The organism is Bradyrhizobium sp. S3.7.6 (assembly GCF_054061875.1).
The window spans coordinates 3,394,173-3,409,577 of the sequence record NZ_JBSSEQ010000001.1 but is presented as its reverse complement, the minus strand read 5'-3'; the positions used below and the strand labels follow the sequence as shown (position 1 = coordinate 3,409,577).

Here is a 15,405-nt window from a genome sequence, read left to right as displayed (position 1 = left end):
TTCCTACAACGGAATGTTGTCGTGCTTCTTGGCCGGAATTTCCATCTTCTTGTCACCCAGCATGGCCAGCGCCCGTGCGATGCGACGCCTCGTTGCATGCGGCATGATGACGTCGTCGATATAGCCGCGCTCGGCGGCGATGAAGGGTGACAGGAAGCGATCTTCGTATTCCTTGGTGCGGGCCGCGATCTTGTCGGGGTCGCCGATGTCGCTGCGGAAGATGATCTCGACCGCACCCTTGGCACCCATCACCGCGATCTGGGCGGTCGGCCAGGCGTAGTTCATGTCGGCGCCGATCTCCTTGGAGGCCATGACGTCGAAGGCGCCGCCATAGGCCTTGCGCGTGATGATGGTCACGAGCGGCACGGTGCATTGCGAATAGGCGAACAGGAGTTTCGCGCCGTGCTTGATCAGGCCGCCATATTCCTGCGCGGTGCCCGGCAGGAAGCCCGGCACGTCGACGAAGGTGACGATCGGGATGTTGAAGGCATCGCAGAACCGAACGAAGCGCGCGGCCTTCCGGGACGCATCGCTGTCGAGCACGCCGGCGAGCACCATCGGCTGGTTGGCGACGAAGCCCACCGTGCGGCCCGCTATGCGGCCGAAACCCGTGACGATGTTCTTGGCAAAGCTCTCCGCGATCTCGAAGAAATCGCCTTCGTCCACGACTTTCAGGATCAGCTCCTTCATGTCGTAGGGCTTGTTCGGATTGTCGGGGATCAGCGTGTCCAGGGACATGTCGACCCGCTCGATGTCGTCGAAGCTCGGCCATTCCGGCACGCCGTCTGTGTTGTTGGACGGCAGGAAGTCGATCAGCCGCCGCATCTGCAAAAGCGTCTCGACGTCGTTCTCGAAGGCGCCGTCGGCGATCGAGGAGCGCGTGGCATGCACGGAAGCGCCACCGAGCTCTTCCGCCGTGACGACCTCGTTGGTGACGGTCTTCACCACGTCGGGGCCGGTGACGAACATGTAACTGGTATTCTTCACCATGAAGATGAAGTCGGTCATCGCTGGCGAATAGACGTCGCCGCCGGCACAGGGGCCCATGATCGCCGATATCTGCGGGATCACGCCCGAGGCGAGCACGTTGCGGCGGAACACGTAGGAATAGCCGGCGAGCGCGGCCACGCCTTCCTGGATGCGGGCGCCGCCCGCGTCGTAGAGGCCGATGATGGGCGCGCGCGCCTTCATCGCCATGTCCTGCAATTTTGTAATTTTCAGAGCGTGGGTCTCCGACAGCGAACCGCCGAACACCGTGAAGTCTTTGGCGAAGACAAAGGTTTTGCGGCCGTTGACGGTGCCCCAGCCGGTGACCACGCCGTCTCCCGGAATCTTGGTCTTCTCCATCCCGAATTCGGTCGAGCGGTGCTGGACGAACATGTCCATCTCCTCGAACGAATGCTTGTCGAGCAGTAGATCGATCCGCTCCCGCGCGGTGAGGCGGCCGCGCGCATGCTGCGCGTCGATGCGCTTCTCGCCGCCGCCGAGCTTGGCGCCGGCGCGACGTTGTTCAAGGGCCTCGATAACGGACATCGATTGGGCCAACTGATCTACCGCTTTCTGGCGATTGGAGGCAGGTCGGTGCAAATGCCCTCATGGACTTCGGCAGCCATGCCGATCGTCTCGCCGAGGGTCGGATGCGGGTGAATGGTCTTTCCGATATCGATCGCGTCAGCCCCCATTTCGATAGCGAGACAGATTTCCCCGATCATATCGCCGGCATGCGGTCCGACGATCACGCCCCCGACGATGCGACCGGTTTCGGCGTCGAACAGCAGCTTCGTCATGCCATAGGACGCGCCCGACGCGATGGCCCGGCCGGACGCGGCCCATGGGAATTTTGCCGAACGGATCTTCCGTCCGGATTCGGCGACATCACGCTCGGACTTGCCGACCCAGGCGATCTCAGGATCGGTGTAGGCGACATTGGGGACGATCTTCGCGGTAAAGGCCGCCGGCTTCCCGGCAGCTACTTCCGCGGCGACGTGCCCCTCGTGAACGGCCTTGTGCGCCAGCATCGAACCGCCGACGACGTCGCCGATGGCGAAGACGTTGCGCGCCGTCGTTCTCATCTGCTCGTCGACCTGAATGAAGCCGTTCGAATCGATGGCAACGTCGATCCGTTCGAGGCCGAGCTCGCTACTGTTGGGAACACGGCCGGCCGATTGCAACACCAAATCGTACGATCGTGTCCGTACCGATGCGCCTGTGGTACCGACCCTCACGCCGTCCGGCGTGATTTCGGCGGTTGATACGCTGCTTGCGACGTCGATATGCTCGAAGCGATGCGCGTTGCGCGAACGCCAGATCTTCACCGCGTCGGCATCCACGCCCGCCAGGATATCGGGAAGCCTTTCGACAAGATTGATCTTGGCGCCGAGCGAGCTGTAGACGGTCGCCATCTCCAGCCCGATGATCCCCGCTCCGATCACGAGCATGCGGCCCGGAATGCTTCGCAGCGCGAGCGCGCCGGTCGAGGTCACCACCCGCTCGTCCTTGGGAAGCACCGCCAGCTGCACCGCGCGCGAGCCCGTGGCGATGATGCATTGACCAAATTCAATTTGCTGCGAGCCTGCCCCCTCACCGACAATCTCGAGCCGCATGGCGGAGACGAATTTCGCGATGCCGCGGATCACCGTGACGCGGCGCGCTGCCGCCATCTGGCTCAGCCCATCCGTCAGCTTCTTGACGGTGCCGTGCTTGAAGGCGCGCAGCTCCTGCAGATCGATCTGCGGCGCGGCGAAGCGAATGCCCTTGTCCGCGATCCGTTCGGCTTCCTCCTTGACGGCCGCAACATGAAGCAGCGCCTTCGACGGGATACATCCAACGTTCAGGCAAACTCCGCCCAAGGTGCCGTATCGTTCGACGATCGCGGTGTTCAGTCCAAGGTCTGCGGCCCGAAACGCTGCTGAATAGCCGCCCGGCCCGCCTCCGATCACGACAAGATCGTAGCGCGTATAATCTGTTGCGCGCTGGCCAACATCCTGATCCGCCGAGATCGTCTGGCCTTGCGCGCCCGCTTCGTCCGACGCCGACGCCGTGCCAATCATGGAGCCTTGAGACACCTTGTCTCCAACACGCAGCGACATGCTCGTGATCACCCCTGCGATCGGCGACGGAATCTCCAGCGTGGCCTTGTCGGATTCCACTGTGATCAACGCCTGTTCCCGCACGACGACGTCGCCCGCCCTGACGTGGACCTCGACGACTTCGACGTCTCGGAAATCCCCGATGTCGGGGACCCGGATTTCCTCTGTCCGCATCTGCGTCCTCACAATGCGAAGCGCCGCAGATCGGAGAGCACCGACGCGACGAAGCCCAGGAACCGGGCCCCAGCCACGCCGTCGACGACCCGGTGATCCCACGACAGACTCATCGGAAGGATGAGGCGCGGTTCAAACTCGCGGCCGTTCCAGACCGCCTCGGTGGCGGCCCGCCCGGCGCCGAGGATCGCCACCTCGGGCGCGTTGATAATGGGCGTAAATCCCTGACCGCCGATGCCGCCGAGAGACGACACCGAGAAACAGCCGCCCTGCATGTCGCCCGACGCGAGCTGCCCCGCGTGCGCCTTGTCGGCGAGCGAGCGCATCTCCGCGGCAATCTGCCGAAGGCCCTTCTTATCGCAGTCCCGGATCACCGGCACGACCAGACCTCTCGGCGTGTCGACAGCGACGCCGATGTGGACGTAGTGCTTGAGGATCAACTCATCGCCATCGAGCGACGAATTGAAGCGCGGGTATTTCTGCAGCGCCAAGGCCGCGGCCTTGATCAGCAGCGACACCATGGTGAGCTTCGCCGTGTCCTTCGCGGCCTCGGCATTGGCGAGCTGACGAAAGGCTTCGGCGTCGGTCACATCCGCTCTGTCGAAATTCGTTACATGGGGAATGACGCTCCAGTTGCGCGAGAGGTTCGTACCGGTCAGCTTCTGGATCCGTGTCAGCGGCAGGCGCTCGACCGCGCCGTACCTCTCGAAATCCACCTTGGGCCAATCGACCGGGGCGCCGGGCTCAGGCGCCATCGCCGGTCTCGATCGCCCCAGTCCGTTGACGAAGGCCGCCACATCCTCGCGCAAAATCCGGCCCTTGGGGCCTGTGGGCACGACAGAGTCCAGCGTCACGCCGAGCTCACGCGCCAAAGCGCGGACCGACGGCGATGCATGCGCCGCCCCGCTAGGCTGCGGCTGCTGTGCACGTGCTCGCGAGTCATCGACTGGAGCCGCGGGCGCCGGCCGTGACAGCGCCTCCTGCTGCGAGATCCGTTGCTCCACCAGCGGTGCCGACGCAGTCGCCGGCGGAGGCGCGGTGGATTCGCCGCGACCTTCGAGGACCATCAGAACCGAACCTTGAGAAACCCGCACCCCGACGTCGATCATCAGTTTGGCCACCGTGCCTGCGGCTGGGGATGGCACCTCCATCGTCGTCTTGTCGGACTCGATCGACAGCAACGGCATGTCGATCGTGACCTCGTCGCCGACCGACACATTGATTTCGACTACCGGGACATCCTTGTAGTCCCCAATATCTGGCAGAACGACTTCAATTGAACGAGACATGCGCGCTTCGCCCTCTCTCAGCGCGACCAAGGCGATGCAACGCCGGTCGGCAATTCGTAGCTGGCGATGGCTTCGGCGACCTGCTCACGCGCCACTTGACCCAATTTTGCCAGTGCCGACAGCGCCGCAACGACGATCTGCTTGCGATCGACCTCGAAGAACGATCTCAGCGCGGCGCGTGTATCGCTGCGCCCGAAGCCGTCGGTGCCCAGCACCGTATAGGGCGCCTCGATGTAAGAACCGATCAGTTGCGGATACGCCCGGACATAATCCGATGCCGCGACGATCGGCACCTTGCCGCCGAGGCATTGTACGACGTGGCTCTCGACAGGGGTCGACAGCGGCGAGAGCCGATTAGTTCGCTCCACATCGCGCGCCTCCCGCGCCAGCTCGGAAAAGCTCGTTGCCGACCAGACTTCACAGGCCACTTTCCATTCGCTTTGCAGCATCGCTGCGGCGGCGAGCGCCTCCGGGAGAATGGCGCCCGAGCCGACCAGCCTGATCTTCGCCGCCCCGTCAGCGCTCGGCAGAACCCGATAGAGACCCTTGATGATGCCGTCGCGTGCATCGTCGGGCATCGAGGGCTGCGCATAGTTCTCGTTCATCGCCGTGAGGTAATAGAACTCGTCGTTGCCCTGCTCGAGCATCGACCGCATGCCGTGATCGACGATGACGGCCACCTCGTAGGAGAATGCCGGATCGTAGGCCCGGCAGTTCGGAACGGTCGCCGCCATCAGATGGCTGGACCCGTCCTGATGCTGCAAGCCTTCGCCGCCGAGCGTCGTCCGGCCGGCCGTCGCCCCGATCAAAAAGCCACGCGCGCGCTGGTCCGCCGCCGCCCAGATCAGATCGCCGACCCGCTGAAAGCCGAACATCGAATAGTAGATATAGAACGGCAGCAACGGGAAGTTATGGATGCTGTAGGAGGTCGCCGCCGCGGTCCATGACGAAATCGCCCCCGCCTCGGTGATCCCCTCCTCCAGCAATTGACCGTCGATCGCTTCCTTGTAGTACAGCATCGAACCGGCATCTTCCGGCTCGTAGAGCTGTCCCGCCGGCGAGTAGATGCCGACCTGTCTGAACAGGTTCGCCATTCCGAAAGTGCGGGCTTCGTCGGCGACGATCGGAACGATGCGCGGGCCGAGCGTTTTGTCCTTGAGCAAATTGGTGAACAGCCGCACGATCGCCATCGTGGTCGACGTCTCCTTGCCGTCGCCGCGCAGCGCGAACTCCGCGTAGGTTTGCAGCGGCGGCACTGGCAGCGCCGCCGAAGCGCGTCGCCGCGCCGGCATGTACCCACCGAGTGCCGCGCGACGGGCGCGTAGGTACTGAATTTCCGCGCTGTCTTCCGCAGGCCTGAAGAATTCCAGATCCTCGACTTGTTTGTTGCTGAGCGGCAGGGCGAACCGGTCGCGGAACGCATACAGCGCGTCGACGTCGAGCTTCTTGGCCTGGTGCGACGTCATGCGCGACTCGCCGGCGCCGCCCATGCCGTAGCCCTTCTTGGTCTTCGCCAGAATGACGGTCGGCCGACCCTTAATGTCCTTCGCGGCGGCAAAGGCCGCGAACAGCTTCTTGAAGTCGTGGCCACCGCGCTTCAGGCCGTCGATATCCGCGTCCGACATGTGCGCAACTAGCGCCCGGACCTCGGGATCCTCGCTGAAGAAGTTGGCGAGGTTGTAGGCCCCATCCTTGGCGCCGAGCGTCTGATATTTGCCATCGACGGTGTCGGCGAATTTGCGCAGCAGCGCATGCTTGATATCGCGCGCGAAGATATCGTCCCAGTCCGATCCCCACAGCACCTTGATGACGTTCCAGCCGGCGCCCTGGAAAAGTGATTCGAGTTCCTGAATCACCTGCCCGTTGCCGCGGACCGGCCCGTCCAGGCGCTGCAGGTTGCAATTGACGACGAAGGTGAGGTTGTCGAGATTTTCCCGTGCCGCCAGGGCGAGCCCGGCGATCGATTCCGGCTCGTCCATCTCGCCGTCGCCGAACACACCCCAGACGTGACGACCAGCCGTCTGCACCAGGCCGCGATGCTGCAGATACTTCATGAACCGCGCCTGGTAGATCGCGCTGATCGGGCCGAGGCCCATCGACGCCGACGGCACCTGCCAGAACTCTGGCATCAGCCAGGGATGCGGATAGGACGACAGACCGGGGCCACTCAGTTCCTGGCGATACAGCTTCAAATTTTCGTCCGACAATCGGCCTTCGAGATACGCTCGTGCATAGACTCCAGGAGACGAATGCGGCTGGAAATACACCAAGTCCCCCTCCGACTCGGAGCTTGACGCGCGAAAGAAATGATTGAAACCGACTTCGAAGATCTCTGCCGCCGAGGCGTAGCTGGCGACGTGCCCGCCGAGTTCCCCATAGGCCTTGTTGGCACGGACCACCATCGCGAGCGCGTTCCAGCGAATGATTGCCGTCAGGCGGGTCTCGATCGCGATGTCGCCGGGGTAGGGCTTCTGCTGCTCAAGCGGAATCGAATTTCGATAGGGCGAGAACGGCGGAGAGTCCAGCAGAACGCCGAGCTCCTTCGCACGCCGATCGAGCGCAGCCAGGATGTATCGCACGCGCTCGGCACCGGCGCTGTGGTGGAGCGATCCAAGCGAGGCGAGCCAATCGGCGGTTTCGACCGCATCCTGATCGGCGTTGACGGCCTTGCGTGGCGGATCGATGTGTGCAGTCATGCGTCGGGCTCCTCGAAAGCCCGCACTTGGTAGCATCGGGTGCTATGGCACGTGCTGCTGAATACGGCCGCGTTCCGACAGATTGCCCGGCTCCGGCGGGACGCCGAGGCTCGCATTGCAGCATTCTCTGCTGTTGGTTTAATCGGGCGAGTGATCGAGCCGTCGGCCGCCTGACAGGTGCTCCCGCTTGGTCACGGCGCAGCATGCCACATCGCTCAGCGCTCACGCCGCAGTAGCGGGCATCTTGTCGCAGATCAGCGAACTCGACGGCTCGCCGCGACTAGTGACCTGACCTTTCAAAACAGCTAACCTCGGCTAGCAGCAGGATCTGCATCAAAGCTTGACCGACTTGACGAATTGGCAGGATTGAAATGCCGCCCGAGACCGAGTTCGATCGCGAATTTGCGCGAATGGATCTGCCCGATCTTCGGATCAACTATGATCCTGTCGATCCGGATCAGTTCGATCGTCCCGTCACTTCATTCTGTCTCGAAACCAGCAAAGACAACGACGATCTGCCGCTGCACTCACACCGCAAAGGCCAATTGGTCGTCGCATCTCATGGCTCGGTGATGTGCCGGGCGCCTGGCGGCTTGTGGATCGTGCCTCCGCAAGGCGCGGTATGGATCCCGGCCGGCGTGCAGCACAGCAATTGCGTGGCCGATTTCGGCAAACTCTACACCGTGTTCATCGATCCGCAGGTCAGCATGCTGCCGCGGACCTGCTGCACGCTGATGATCACGTCGCTGGTGCGCGAATTGATCCACCGTCTCTCGGTGTTCCCACCGCTCTATCCGCTGGAAGGACCAACCAGCCGTCTCGGCCGCGTTTTGCTCGACGAACTCGTGCAGATGTCGACAACGGATGAAATGTATCTGCCGATCTCCCCCGACGCCCGTCTTCAACACCTCGCGACCTCCTTGTTGAATAATCCGGGCGACCGCAGCACGATGGACGAAGTCGCCTCGCGCTACGCGATGAGCGAGAGTACGTTCGCACGCTTCATCGCCAAGGAAACAGGGATGACCTTCGGGCGCTGGCGCCAGCGTCTCCACATTCTGATCGCCATGCAACGCCTCACGGCGGGCACTTCGGTCCAGGCTGTGTCGCTCGAACTGGGCTACGAAACGCCCAGCGCATTCATCACGATGTTCAAGAAGACGATGGGAAAGAGCCCCCGCCGCTTCCTTGCCGAGCGGTCGCGCCTGATCAATTCGGACGGTTTGCCCTAGTTCGCACGTCCCTGCCTGAGCCTTTGACGACCGCGACCCCACGACGCTTTCGTGGGGCCGCCCGTAACGACGTCAGCGTTTGCTGTAAGGCGCAAGCGGATACTCGAGCGACACTTCCGCAATGGCCTTTGGAGCCACCACCCGCGGCCTGCCTTTCAAACCCTGCAGCATCACCATCGAACAGTGGATGTTCTGGCCGGTCTCGTCGAACTCGGTGTTGTCGCCGTACATCAGGATCGGCTTCATGTCGGTCTTCTTGAGCGCGCCGTGAATCGCCGCCGACTCCGGCGACGCCGCCCGCGTCACGGCGTCTGCGACGATCTGCACCGCCTCGAACGCGCAGCCCGCATTGGCATCGAACCAGTCATTCGGGTAGTCGGCCGCGAACATCTTCACGATCTTGTCGGTCTCGGCGCCCTTGGGATTGAGCCACAACGCCGACAGAATCGGACCGTCACCATACTTTCCGAGCGCGTCGTGATACGCCTTGTCCGACACGCCGTTGGAGTTGGGCGAAAACACCATCTTTGGGTCCCAGCCCTGCTTGATGCATTCGCGCGCGATCATGATCGCGTCGTTGACGCGCGTGACCGAGATCAAAGCATCGGCACCCGACGCTTTCGCCTTGGCGACCTCTACCGACAGATCCTTCGCTTTCTCGTCATAGGCAATGTACTGCGCGATCTTGAGCGGAACATCCACTTCCTTCCACGCCTGATCGATGCTGGCCGCCGTCGACTGCCCCATCGTGTTGTTGAGATGGAGAACGACCGCGCTGCTCGGCGGATCCTTCAGCGTGCCGAGCACGGACTTCAGCTCGGTCAGCGATTGCCGCACGATGGTCAGCGACGTGGGATAATAGCGGAACACCTGGGTGAAGCCCTGCGAAGTCACCTGGGTAGCGCTCGCGATGTGGACCACCATGGGCACCTTGGCGGCCTCGCAGGCCTGCAACGCCGAAATGGTGGCGCCGGAATCCCACGCGCCGATCAGCACGGTGCAGCCCTGCCGGATCAGGCTCTCGGCGGCAATCCGACCGTTCTCCGGACGGCTTTGCGTATCGGCGTGAACGATCTCGATGTCGAGGCCGAACTTCTCACGCGCGAATTTGACGCCGAGATCGATGCCGCGCACGCAGGCTTGACCGGGAAACGCCAGCACGCCGCTGCTGGGCATGATCGCTCCCACCTTCACCTTCGTGTTCGCCGCAAACGATGGCCTAGATACCAGGCCTGCCGCAATTCCCAATCCGCTTCCTACAATCGTCCGCCGCGTGATTCCGCTTCGCTTGGTCATCTCAATGTCCTGTTGCTAAGGGGTGAAATCTTTCTCGACTAGTGGTTTCGTACGTTTGAGGAGCGACCGCCGACGTCAAAGGCCCATCTCGGCCTTGATCAATTTCTCCTCGGATTCGTCGTAGAGCGACGCGATCAGCGACTGATAGCGCTCGTTGATCTGCTTGCGACGCTTCTTCCGCGTCGGCGTCATCACGCCGTTCTCGAGCGACAGCTCCTCCGGCAGAATGCGGAACGCCTTGATCTGCTCGGCTCGCGCCAGCCTTCCGTTGGCCTTGCCGATCTCCGCCTCGATCAGCCGGTTGACGATCTCGGAGCCTGCCAGGTCCGCGTAACTCGCGATCTTGTCGTCGCGCGACTTCGCCCAGTCCATTGTGGCGGTGGCATCCACTTCGATCAGGGCGGTGAGATATTTTCGCCCCTCGCCGATCACAGCCGCCTCGGAGATGAACGGGCTGTGCCTCAGCTCGTTTTCGATCTGAGTCGGGCTGATCGATTTGCCGTTCGACGTGTTGATGATCTCCTTCTTCCGGTCGACAAGCTTGAAGGTTCCTTCCGGCGACACTTCGACGATGTCGCCGGTGTAGAGCCAGCCGTCGCGAAGCGCCGCTTTCGTCTCGTCCGGCTTGTTCCAATAGCCCGCGAACAATCCCGGTCCACGGACGATCATCTCGCCGTCCTGGAGCACGGCGGTTTCCCAGGCCGGATCCGGCAGAGGGACCCCGACGTTGCCGGCCTTCGGCCACTCCGCCATCTGCACCAGATTGGCACCGACCAGTTCGGTCTGGCCGTAGCACTCCTTGAGCTGCAAGCCCCACAACTGCCACAGCGACATCAGCTCGGACGGCATCGCCGCCGACGAGGTGAACGCGACCTTCAGCTCGTCGAAACCGACCTCCGCGAGCAGCGGTAGGAACACTTGCTCGCGGCAGGCCGCGAACAGTTTCGAGACGAAGGCATCCTCGTGGCCGCGCTGACGGTCTTCGAGCGCCCTGCGCGCGATCGTCATGGCGAGCGTGTAGTTCTGATCTCCCGCTTCCCCGGCGGGATGCACCTTGCTGAGGATCTGTGTCGCAAAGCGCTGGTAGAACCGCGGCGGCGCCATATAGTAGGTCGGCTTCACCTCTTTGATCGTCTGGGCGAAATCCGCGGTCGTCTCGCCGAAATATGGAACTGCGTCGGCGATCAGCGGCAACGTGGTCGCCTGCCCGCGCGCCACGGTGTGCGACATCGGCAAATGCACGACCACCCGGTGCTCCTCTTCGCGCATGCTGCGGCCGAACAGGGTGATGCAATGAACGCCGGCGAGAATGGAAAGGTGCGTCAGCATGGCGCCTTTGGGGTTTCCGGTCGTCCCGGACGTATAGCCGATGCTGACGACATCGGACGCCTTTGCTGTCGCGCTCTCCTTCTGCAGATAGTCATGCGCATCGACATCGAGTGCTCCAACAAAGTCGGCCAGCGACTTGATCGACGCCGAGGCCTCGCCGGTCCAATCCAGGTCGAGCACGATGATGCCGCGGAGCTGCTCGGCCCGACCGGAGGCGAGCACGATGCGAAGCTGCGGCTCCCCGCCGACGAACGCGAACTTCGCGCCTGAATCCGTGAAGCAGTAAGCCACTTCTTCGGGTGACGAGGTGAAGTACACGCCCACCATGACGCCGCCGGCGCACATCGTGGCCATGTCCGCGATCAGCCATTCCTCGGACGAATCGCCCATGATCGCGACCCGATCGCCGCGCTCGAGACCAGCACGCCGCAGCGCGCTGGCCAGGTTCACGACACGCTGCGCATAGGCGCCCCACGTCATGGCGGTCCAGGCGCCGTGACGCTTTTGTTGCAAGGCGATCTTGTCGGGCCGCTCCGCGAGTCGCGCGGCCAAAAGCTGCACGACGGTCGTATCCGCCAACTGGGCGCCGGATGTCATCTCAGCGACGTTCATCTCAGCGCTCCGCGAAACGCTTGCGCTTGGCTGCGAATGCGGCAACCGCCTCGGCCCGCTCGGGCGACTTGAACGTCAACATCTCCAGCGCCGCAGAGGTGTCGAGCAGCAGGTGGGCGTACTGCTTGATGATCTTGTTGACGCTGTACTTGGTCCACACGATCGATTCCTTCGGCCCGCTTGCCAGCAGTTCGGCGTATTCGATCGCGGCATCAAGAACGTTGCCGTCTGCGACCACCTCGTTGATCATGCCGATAGCAGCCGCTTTCTCGGCGGAGATAAATTCGCCGGTCATCAGATAGTGCTTCGCGCGTACCGGCCCCATCAGCAGCGGCCAGATCACCGCGCCGCCATCGCCCGCGACGACGCCGGCATTGACGTGCGTGTCGGCGAAACGGGCTGTCGAGCTCGCATAGATCACGTCGCAGAACAGCGCGAGCGTGGCACCCAGGCCGACCGCGACACCGTTGACGGCCGCGACGATCGGCACTTCGACTTCCAGCATGTTGCGGATGAGGTGGCGACCGCTGCGCGTCGGGGACGGCAGCGTTCCCTTATCCAGCGACTTCTGATCGCCACCAGAGCAAAATCCGCGGCCCGCACCGGTGAGAACGATCGCGTTGACAGAACTGTCGTGATCCAGCTTGACGAAGACGTCTTCGAGCTCCTCGTGCATCTCCCAGTTGATCGCGTTGAGGATCTCCGGGCGGTTCATCGTGACGATCGCGACGCCAGTGGCGCGCTGCTCGACGATCAGGTACTTGTAGCCGTATTGCGACATTGATTTCACCGTTCGATTACTGCTTCTGGGTCCGCATCAGCCGGATCTGCCCGAGGATCTCCTCGGTCGGCCGCACGACATTGTTCCCGTCGTTGAAATGCGGGATGACGTAGCGACCGACCATGTCGATCGCCTCCATGATCTTTTCGTGCGGGACAGAGTCCATGTGCAGCAGCACCTCGTCGATACCCATGGCCTCGAACTTCTCGATCTGACGAATGACCGTATCGGGGCTGCCGCACACCGTCGTGGCCGACTCGTTGACCAGATAGTCCCAGTCGTTGGCGGCGCGCTCCATCGACGGCACGCTCTCCCCCATGTATTTGTAGTCGTCGGCAATCGCCGCGAGACGCGGATAGGCATCGGTCGAGATCTTGGCATAGTGCATTAGCGGGCCGGCATAATCTGCCTTGGCCTGCTCGTCCGTTTTCCCGATGCCGATGAACAGCGGAATGCCGATACGCGGACGCTGCAGCGGTCCCTCCGCGTCGCACTTCCAGTTCTTTTGATAGGCGTCGATCAGCTTCTGCTGAGCTTCCCAGCCCTGATAGATGTTGCTGCTCATCACGGCGAAGCCCTGCGAGGCCGCCCAGAGATGACTGCGCTCGCTGGTCGCCGCGATCCCGATCACCGGATGCGGCTTCTGCAGCGGCTTCGGAACCAGCTGGCGCGGAGGGATCTGGTAGTACTTGCCGTCAAACGTGAAAATGTCCTGGCGCATCGCCGTTTTCAGCAGCGCCAGTCCTTCTTCCATCTGCGCCAGCGTTTCATTCGGATCGACGTTGAACGCCCGCATCGCGATGGTGGTGTTGGCGCGGCCGCCGTAGAATTCCATGCGGCCGTTGGACAGGATGTCGGTCACGGCAAGCCGCTCGGCCGAACGCAAGGCGTGATTGATGCGCTGCGGCATCAGCGTCACCGCCGCGCGCAGCTTGACGCGCGACGTCACCGCGGCCAGATAGCCGAACACCACTTCGGGCGCCGAGCTCGAGATCCCGCCCAGTGCCACGTGCTGCTCGGAGAGCGCGACGCAGTCGAAGCCGACCTTCTCGGCCAGACGGACTTCGTCGACCAGTTCGTGAAGCCTGCGCGAGTAACTGTGGCCGACCTGGGTTTCCTGTTCAGACCAGAACCCAAACGTAAGTGCCATGTCTCAATCCTTTTAGCTTGCGAGATGGCACAGGGTTTCATAGGCGTGGCGATATTTTCGCCCGAAAGCCGCGTTGCGTAGTAACGCTTTCCGAATTTTATGCTGTCAGCATTCGCAACATGGCAGACGCCCCGGGAAGCTTCGCCACGCGGCGGACGGGCTGACCGTCAACGGCGGGCGCTAGCGGCTCCGGCCTCGCTATCGAAGGTCTTGATCAGCAACTCGGCGACCGCCGCGAGGCACGCTTCGCCGATGGCGTAGCTCGAGCCGATCGGACTTCCGATCACGCCGTTCTGCGAAACCGATCGGATGCCGTTCTTCCACATCAGCTCGAGATCAGCCTCCGACAAGCCGCCAAGATGGCCCACCTCGAAGCGGTCCGGTCTGACGCTGTCGGGCCTAATGACCATCATCAGCGACGTCTCGGCGATGTCGGCGTGCCCGCCGACGGCCGACACGTCTCCTCCGGCTTCGCGCACCGCATCGCGCCACGTGTCGATCCATTTCGTCGAGTCGAAGAACGCCAGGATCTCGACATCCGAGGGGACGGCCTCGCGCAAGCGACCGAGCATGTCCTTCAGGACCGGAAAATTGCCGATGTGACCCGAGTGAATCAGGATACGCTTGAAGCCGTGCCGCGCCAGGCTTGTGCAATAATCGACGCAAATCGCTTCCAGCGTCTCCGGCCGTAGCGAGATCGTACCCGCGAATGGCAGATGGTGAGACGAGCAGCCGACCGTGATGGTCGGCGCCACCAGCGTGTTGCCGCGGCTGCGCGCGATCCGCTCGGCCAGAGCATCGGCATGATCCGCATCCATGCCCAAAGACAAATGCGGCCCATGCTGCTCGACGGCCCCCAGCGGGATCACTACCGTCGTGCACCCATCGGCCAGCGCCGCGGCGACTTCCTCGTGGCTCATCTGCTCCAGATAGATCTGATCGGGATATCCGCGCGTCATCGGCTCAGCCCTTACTGTTCTTCGACAAAAATCTCGCACGCGCGTTGGTTGAGCTCTCGGCTGTGACATAGGCATCGAGGTCGGCCACGGTCATTTTTTCGAGCGCCTGATCGCTCATTTGCGCGGTGAGGTTGAGCGATCGCTTGATGGCATGGAACAGCTTGCGGTCTTTCTGCCGCAACACGCCGCACACGTCTCGCGCACGGGACGCGACCTCCTCGGTCGGGACGATCTCATTCACGGCGCCGATCGCCACGGCGCGCTCCGCGCCGACGAGCTCGCCCCAGTAGAGCAGCTCTTGCGCCGCCCGCACGCCGAGCTTCTCGACGGCCCGGCGCATGCCTTTGGTCACCGGCAGCAGGCCATGGTTGATTTCCGGAAATCCAATCTTGCACACCGCATCGGCCACAACATAGTCCGCATGCAGCAGAAACTCCAGGGCGCCTCCGACCGCATAGCCGCGGACGGCGCAGACGATCGGGCCCGGATAGTTCTCCATCGCCACGAGGAGTTCGTGGAAGAACCGGATGCGCGGCCTCGCGACGTCGATCCCGACGACTTCCTTGATGTCGCCGCCTGCGCTGAAGAAGCGGTCGCCGCTTCCGGTGAGCACGATGCCGGGCGGATTCTCGTCGTCGGCAAGGCGCCGGATCGCCTCCAGCAACTCGACGATGAGTTGCGCATTCAGCGCATTGGCCGGCGGCCGGTTCATCGTGATCGTAACCAGGTCTTGATCACGCTCGATCAGGAGAGAAGTGGCAGTGTTCATCAATGAGACCCAAGCGAGAGGCGGCTGCA

At 62.9% G+C, this 15,405-nt stretch carries 11 protein-coding genes; 1 reads left to right on the top strand and 10 read right to left on the bottom strand.

The window, feature by feature from the left end; genetic code table 11:
- Positions 1-3: 3 nt before the first annotated feature.
- From ACVJ5M_RS16110 to mdeB, 4 genes are read right to left on the bottom strand one after another with little or no spacing between them, the layout of a single operon-like run.
- Positions 4-1,533, bottom strand: a complete 1,530-nt coding sequence (locus ACVJ5M_RS16110) for an acyl-CoA carboxylase subunit beta (RefSeq protein WP_219679306.1) — start codon at positions 1,531-1,533, stop codon at positions 4-6.
- Between the two features lie 17 nt (positions 1,534-1,550).
- Positions 1,551-3,263 (bottom strand): dihydrolipoyl dehydrogenase, encoded by a 1,713-nt coding sequence (gene lpdA, locus ACVJ5M_RS16105; protein WP_231142524.1) that lies wholly within the window; start codon positions 3,261-3,263, stop codon positions 1,551-1,553.
- Positions 3,264-3,271: 8 nt separating this feature from the next.
- Entirely contained in the window at positions 3,272-4,552 is a 1,281-nt protein-coding gene (locus ACVJ5M_RS16100) for a 2-oxo acid dehydrogenase subunit E2 (RefSeq protein WP_283017176.1), read from the bottom strand.
- A 17-nt stretch (positions 4,553-4,569) separates the two neighbouring features.
- Entirely contained in the window at positions 4,570-7,248 is a 2,679-nt protein-coding gene (gene mdeB / locus ACVJ5M_RS16095; RefSeq protein WP_231142528.1) for an alpha-ketoglutarate dehydrogenase, read from the bottom strand.
- A gap of 371 nt (positions 7,249-7,619) precedes the next feature.
- Between mdeB and ACVJ5M_RS16090 the strand changes: the two genes are divergently transcribed.
- Positions 7,620-8,480 carry an AraC family transcriptional regulator gene (locus tag ACVJ5M_RS16090; protein ID WP_187435289.1) on the top strand — a complete coding sequence of 287 codons (861 nt, stop codon included), beginning with the start codon at positions 7,620-7,622 and terminating at the stop codon, positions 8,478-8,480.
- 72 nt (positions 8,481-8,552) lie between these two features.
- On the opposite strand, the gene ACVJ5M_RS16085 is transcribed toward ACVJ5M_RS16090, so the two are convergent.
- The 6 genes from ACVJ5M_RS16085 to ACVJ5M_RS16060 form a co-directional block, all read right to left on the bottom strand.
- Positions 8,553-9,776 carry an ABC transporter substrate-binding protein gene (locus tag ACVJ5M_RS16085; protein WP_354098483.1) on the bottom strand — a complete coding sequence of 408 codons (1,224 nt, stop codon included), beginning with the start codon at positions 9,774-9,776 and terminating at the stop codon, positions 8,553-8,555.
- Between the two features lie 75 nt (positions 9,777-9,851).
- On the bottom strand, positions 9,852-11,717 hold the full coding sequence (locus ACVJ5M_RS16080; protein ID WP_354100419.1) for an AMP-dependent synthetase/ligase: 1,866 nt from the start codon (positions 11,715-11,717) through the stop codon (positions 9,852-9,854).
- 1 nt (position 11,718) lies between these two features.
- Positions 11,719-12,498 (bottom strand): enoyl-CoA hydratase/isomerase family protein, encoded by a 780-nt coding sequence (locus ACVJ5M_RS16075; protein ID WP_007594449.1) that lies wholly within the window; start codon positions 12,496-12,498, stop codon positions 11,719-11,721.
- A gap of 16 nt (positions 12,499-12,514) precedes the next feature.
- On the bottom strand, positions 12,515-13,648 hold the full coding sequence (locus ACVJ5M_RS16070) for an LLM class flavin-dependent oxidoreductase (RefSeq protein ID WP_007594451.1): 1,134 nt from the start codon (positions 13,646-13,648) through the stop codon (positions 12,515-12,517).
- 167 nt (positions 13,649-13,815) lie between these two features.
- Entirely contained in the window at positions 13,816-14,607 is a 792-nt protein-coding gene (locus tag ACVJ5M_RS16065; RefSeq protein ID WP_007594454.1) for a creatininase family protein, read from the bottom strand.
- A 4-nt stretch (positions 14,608-14,611) separates the two neighbouring features.
- Positions 14,612-15,376, bottom strand: coding sequence for an enoyl-CoA hydratase/isomerase family protein (locus ACVJ5M_RS16060; protein ID WP_148754957.1), 765 nt, complete (start codon positions 15,374-15,376; stop codon positions 14,612-14,614).
- Between the last annotated feature and the right edge of the window lie 29 nt (positions 15,377-15,405).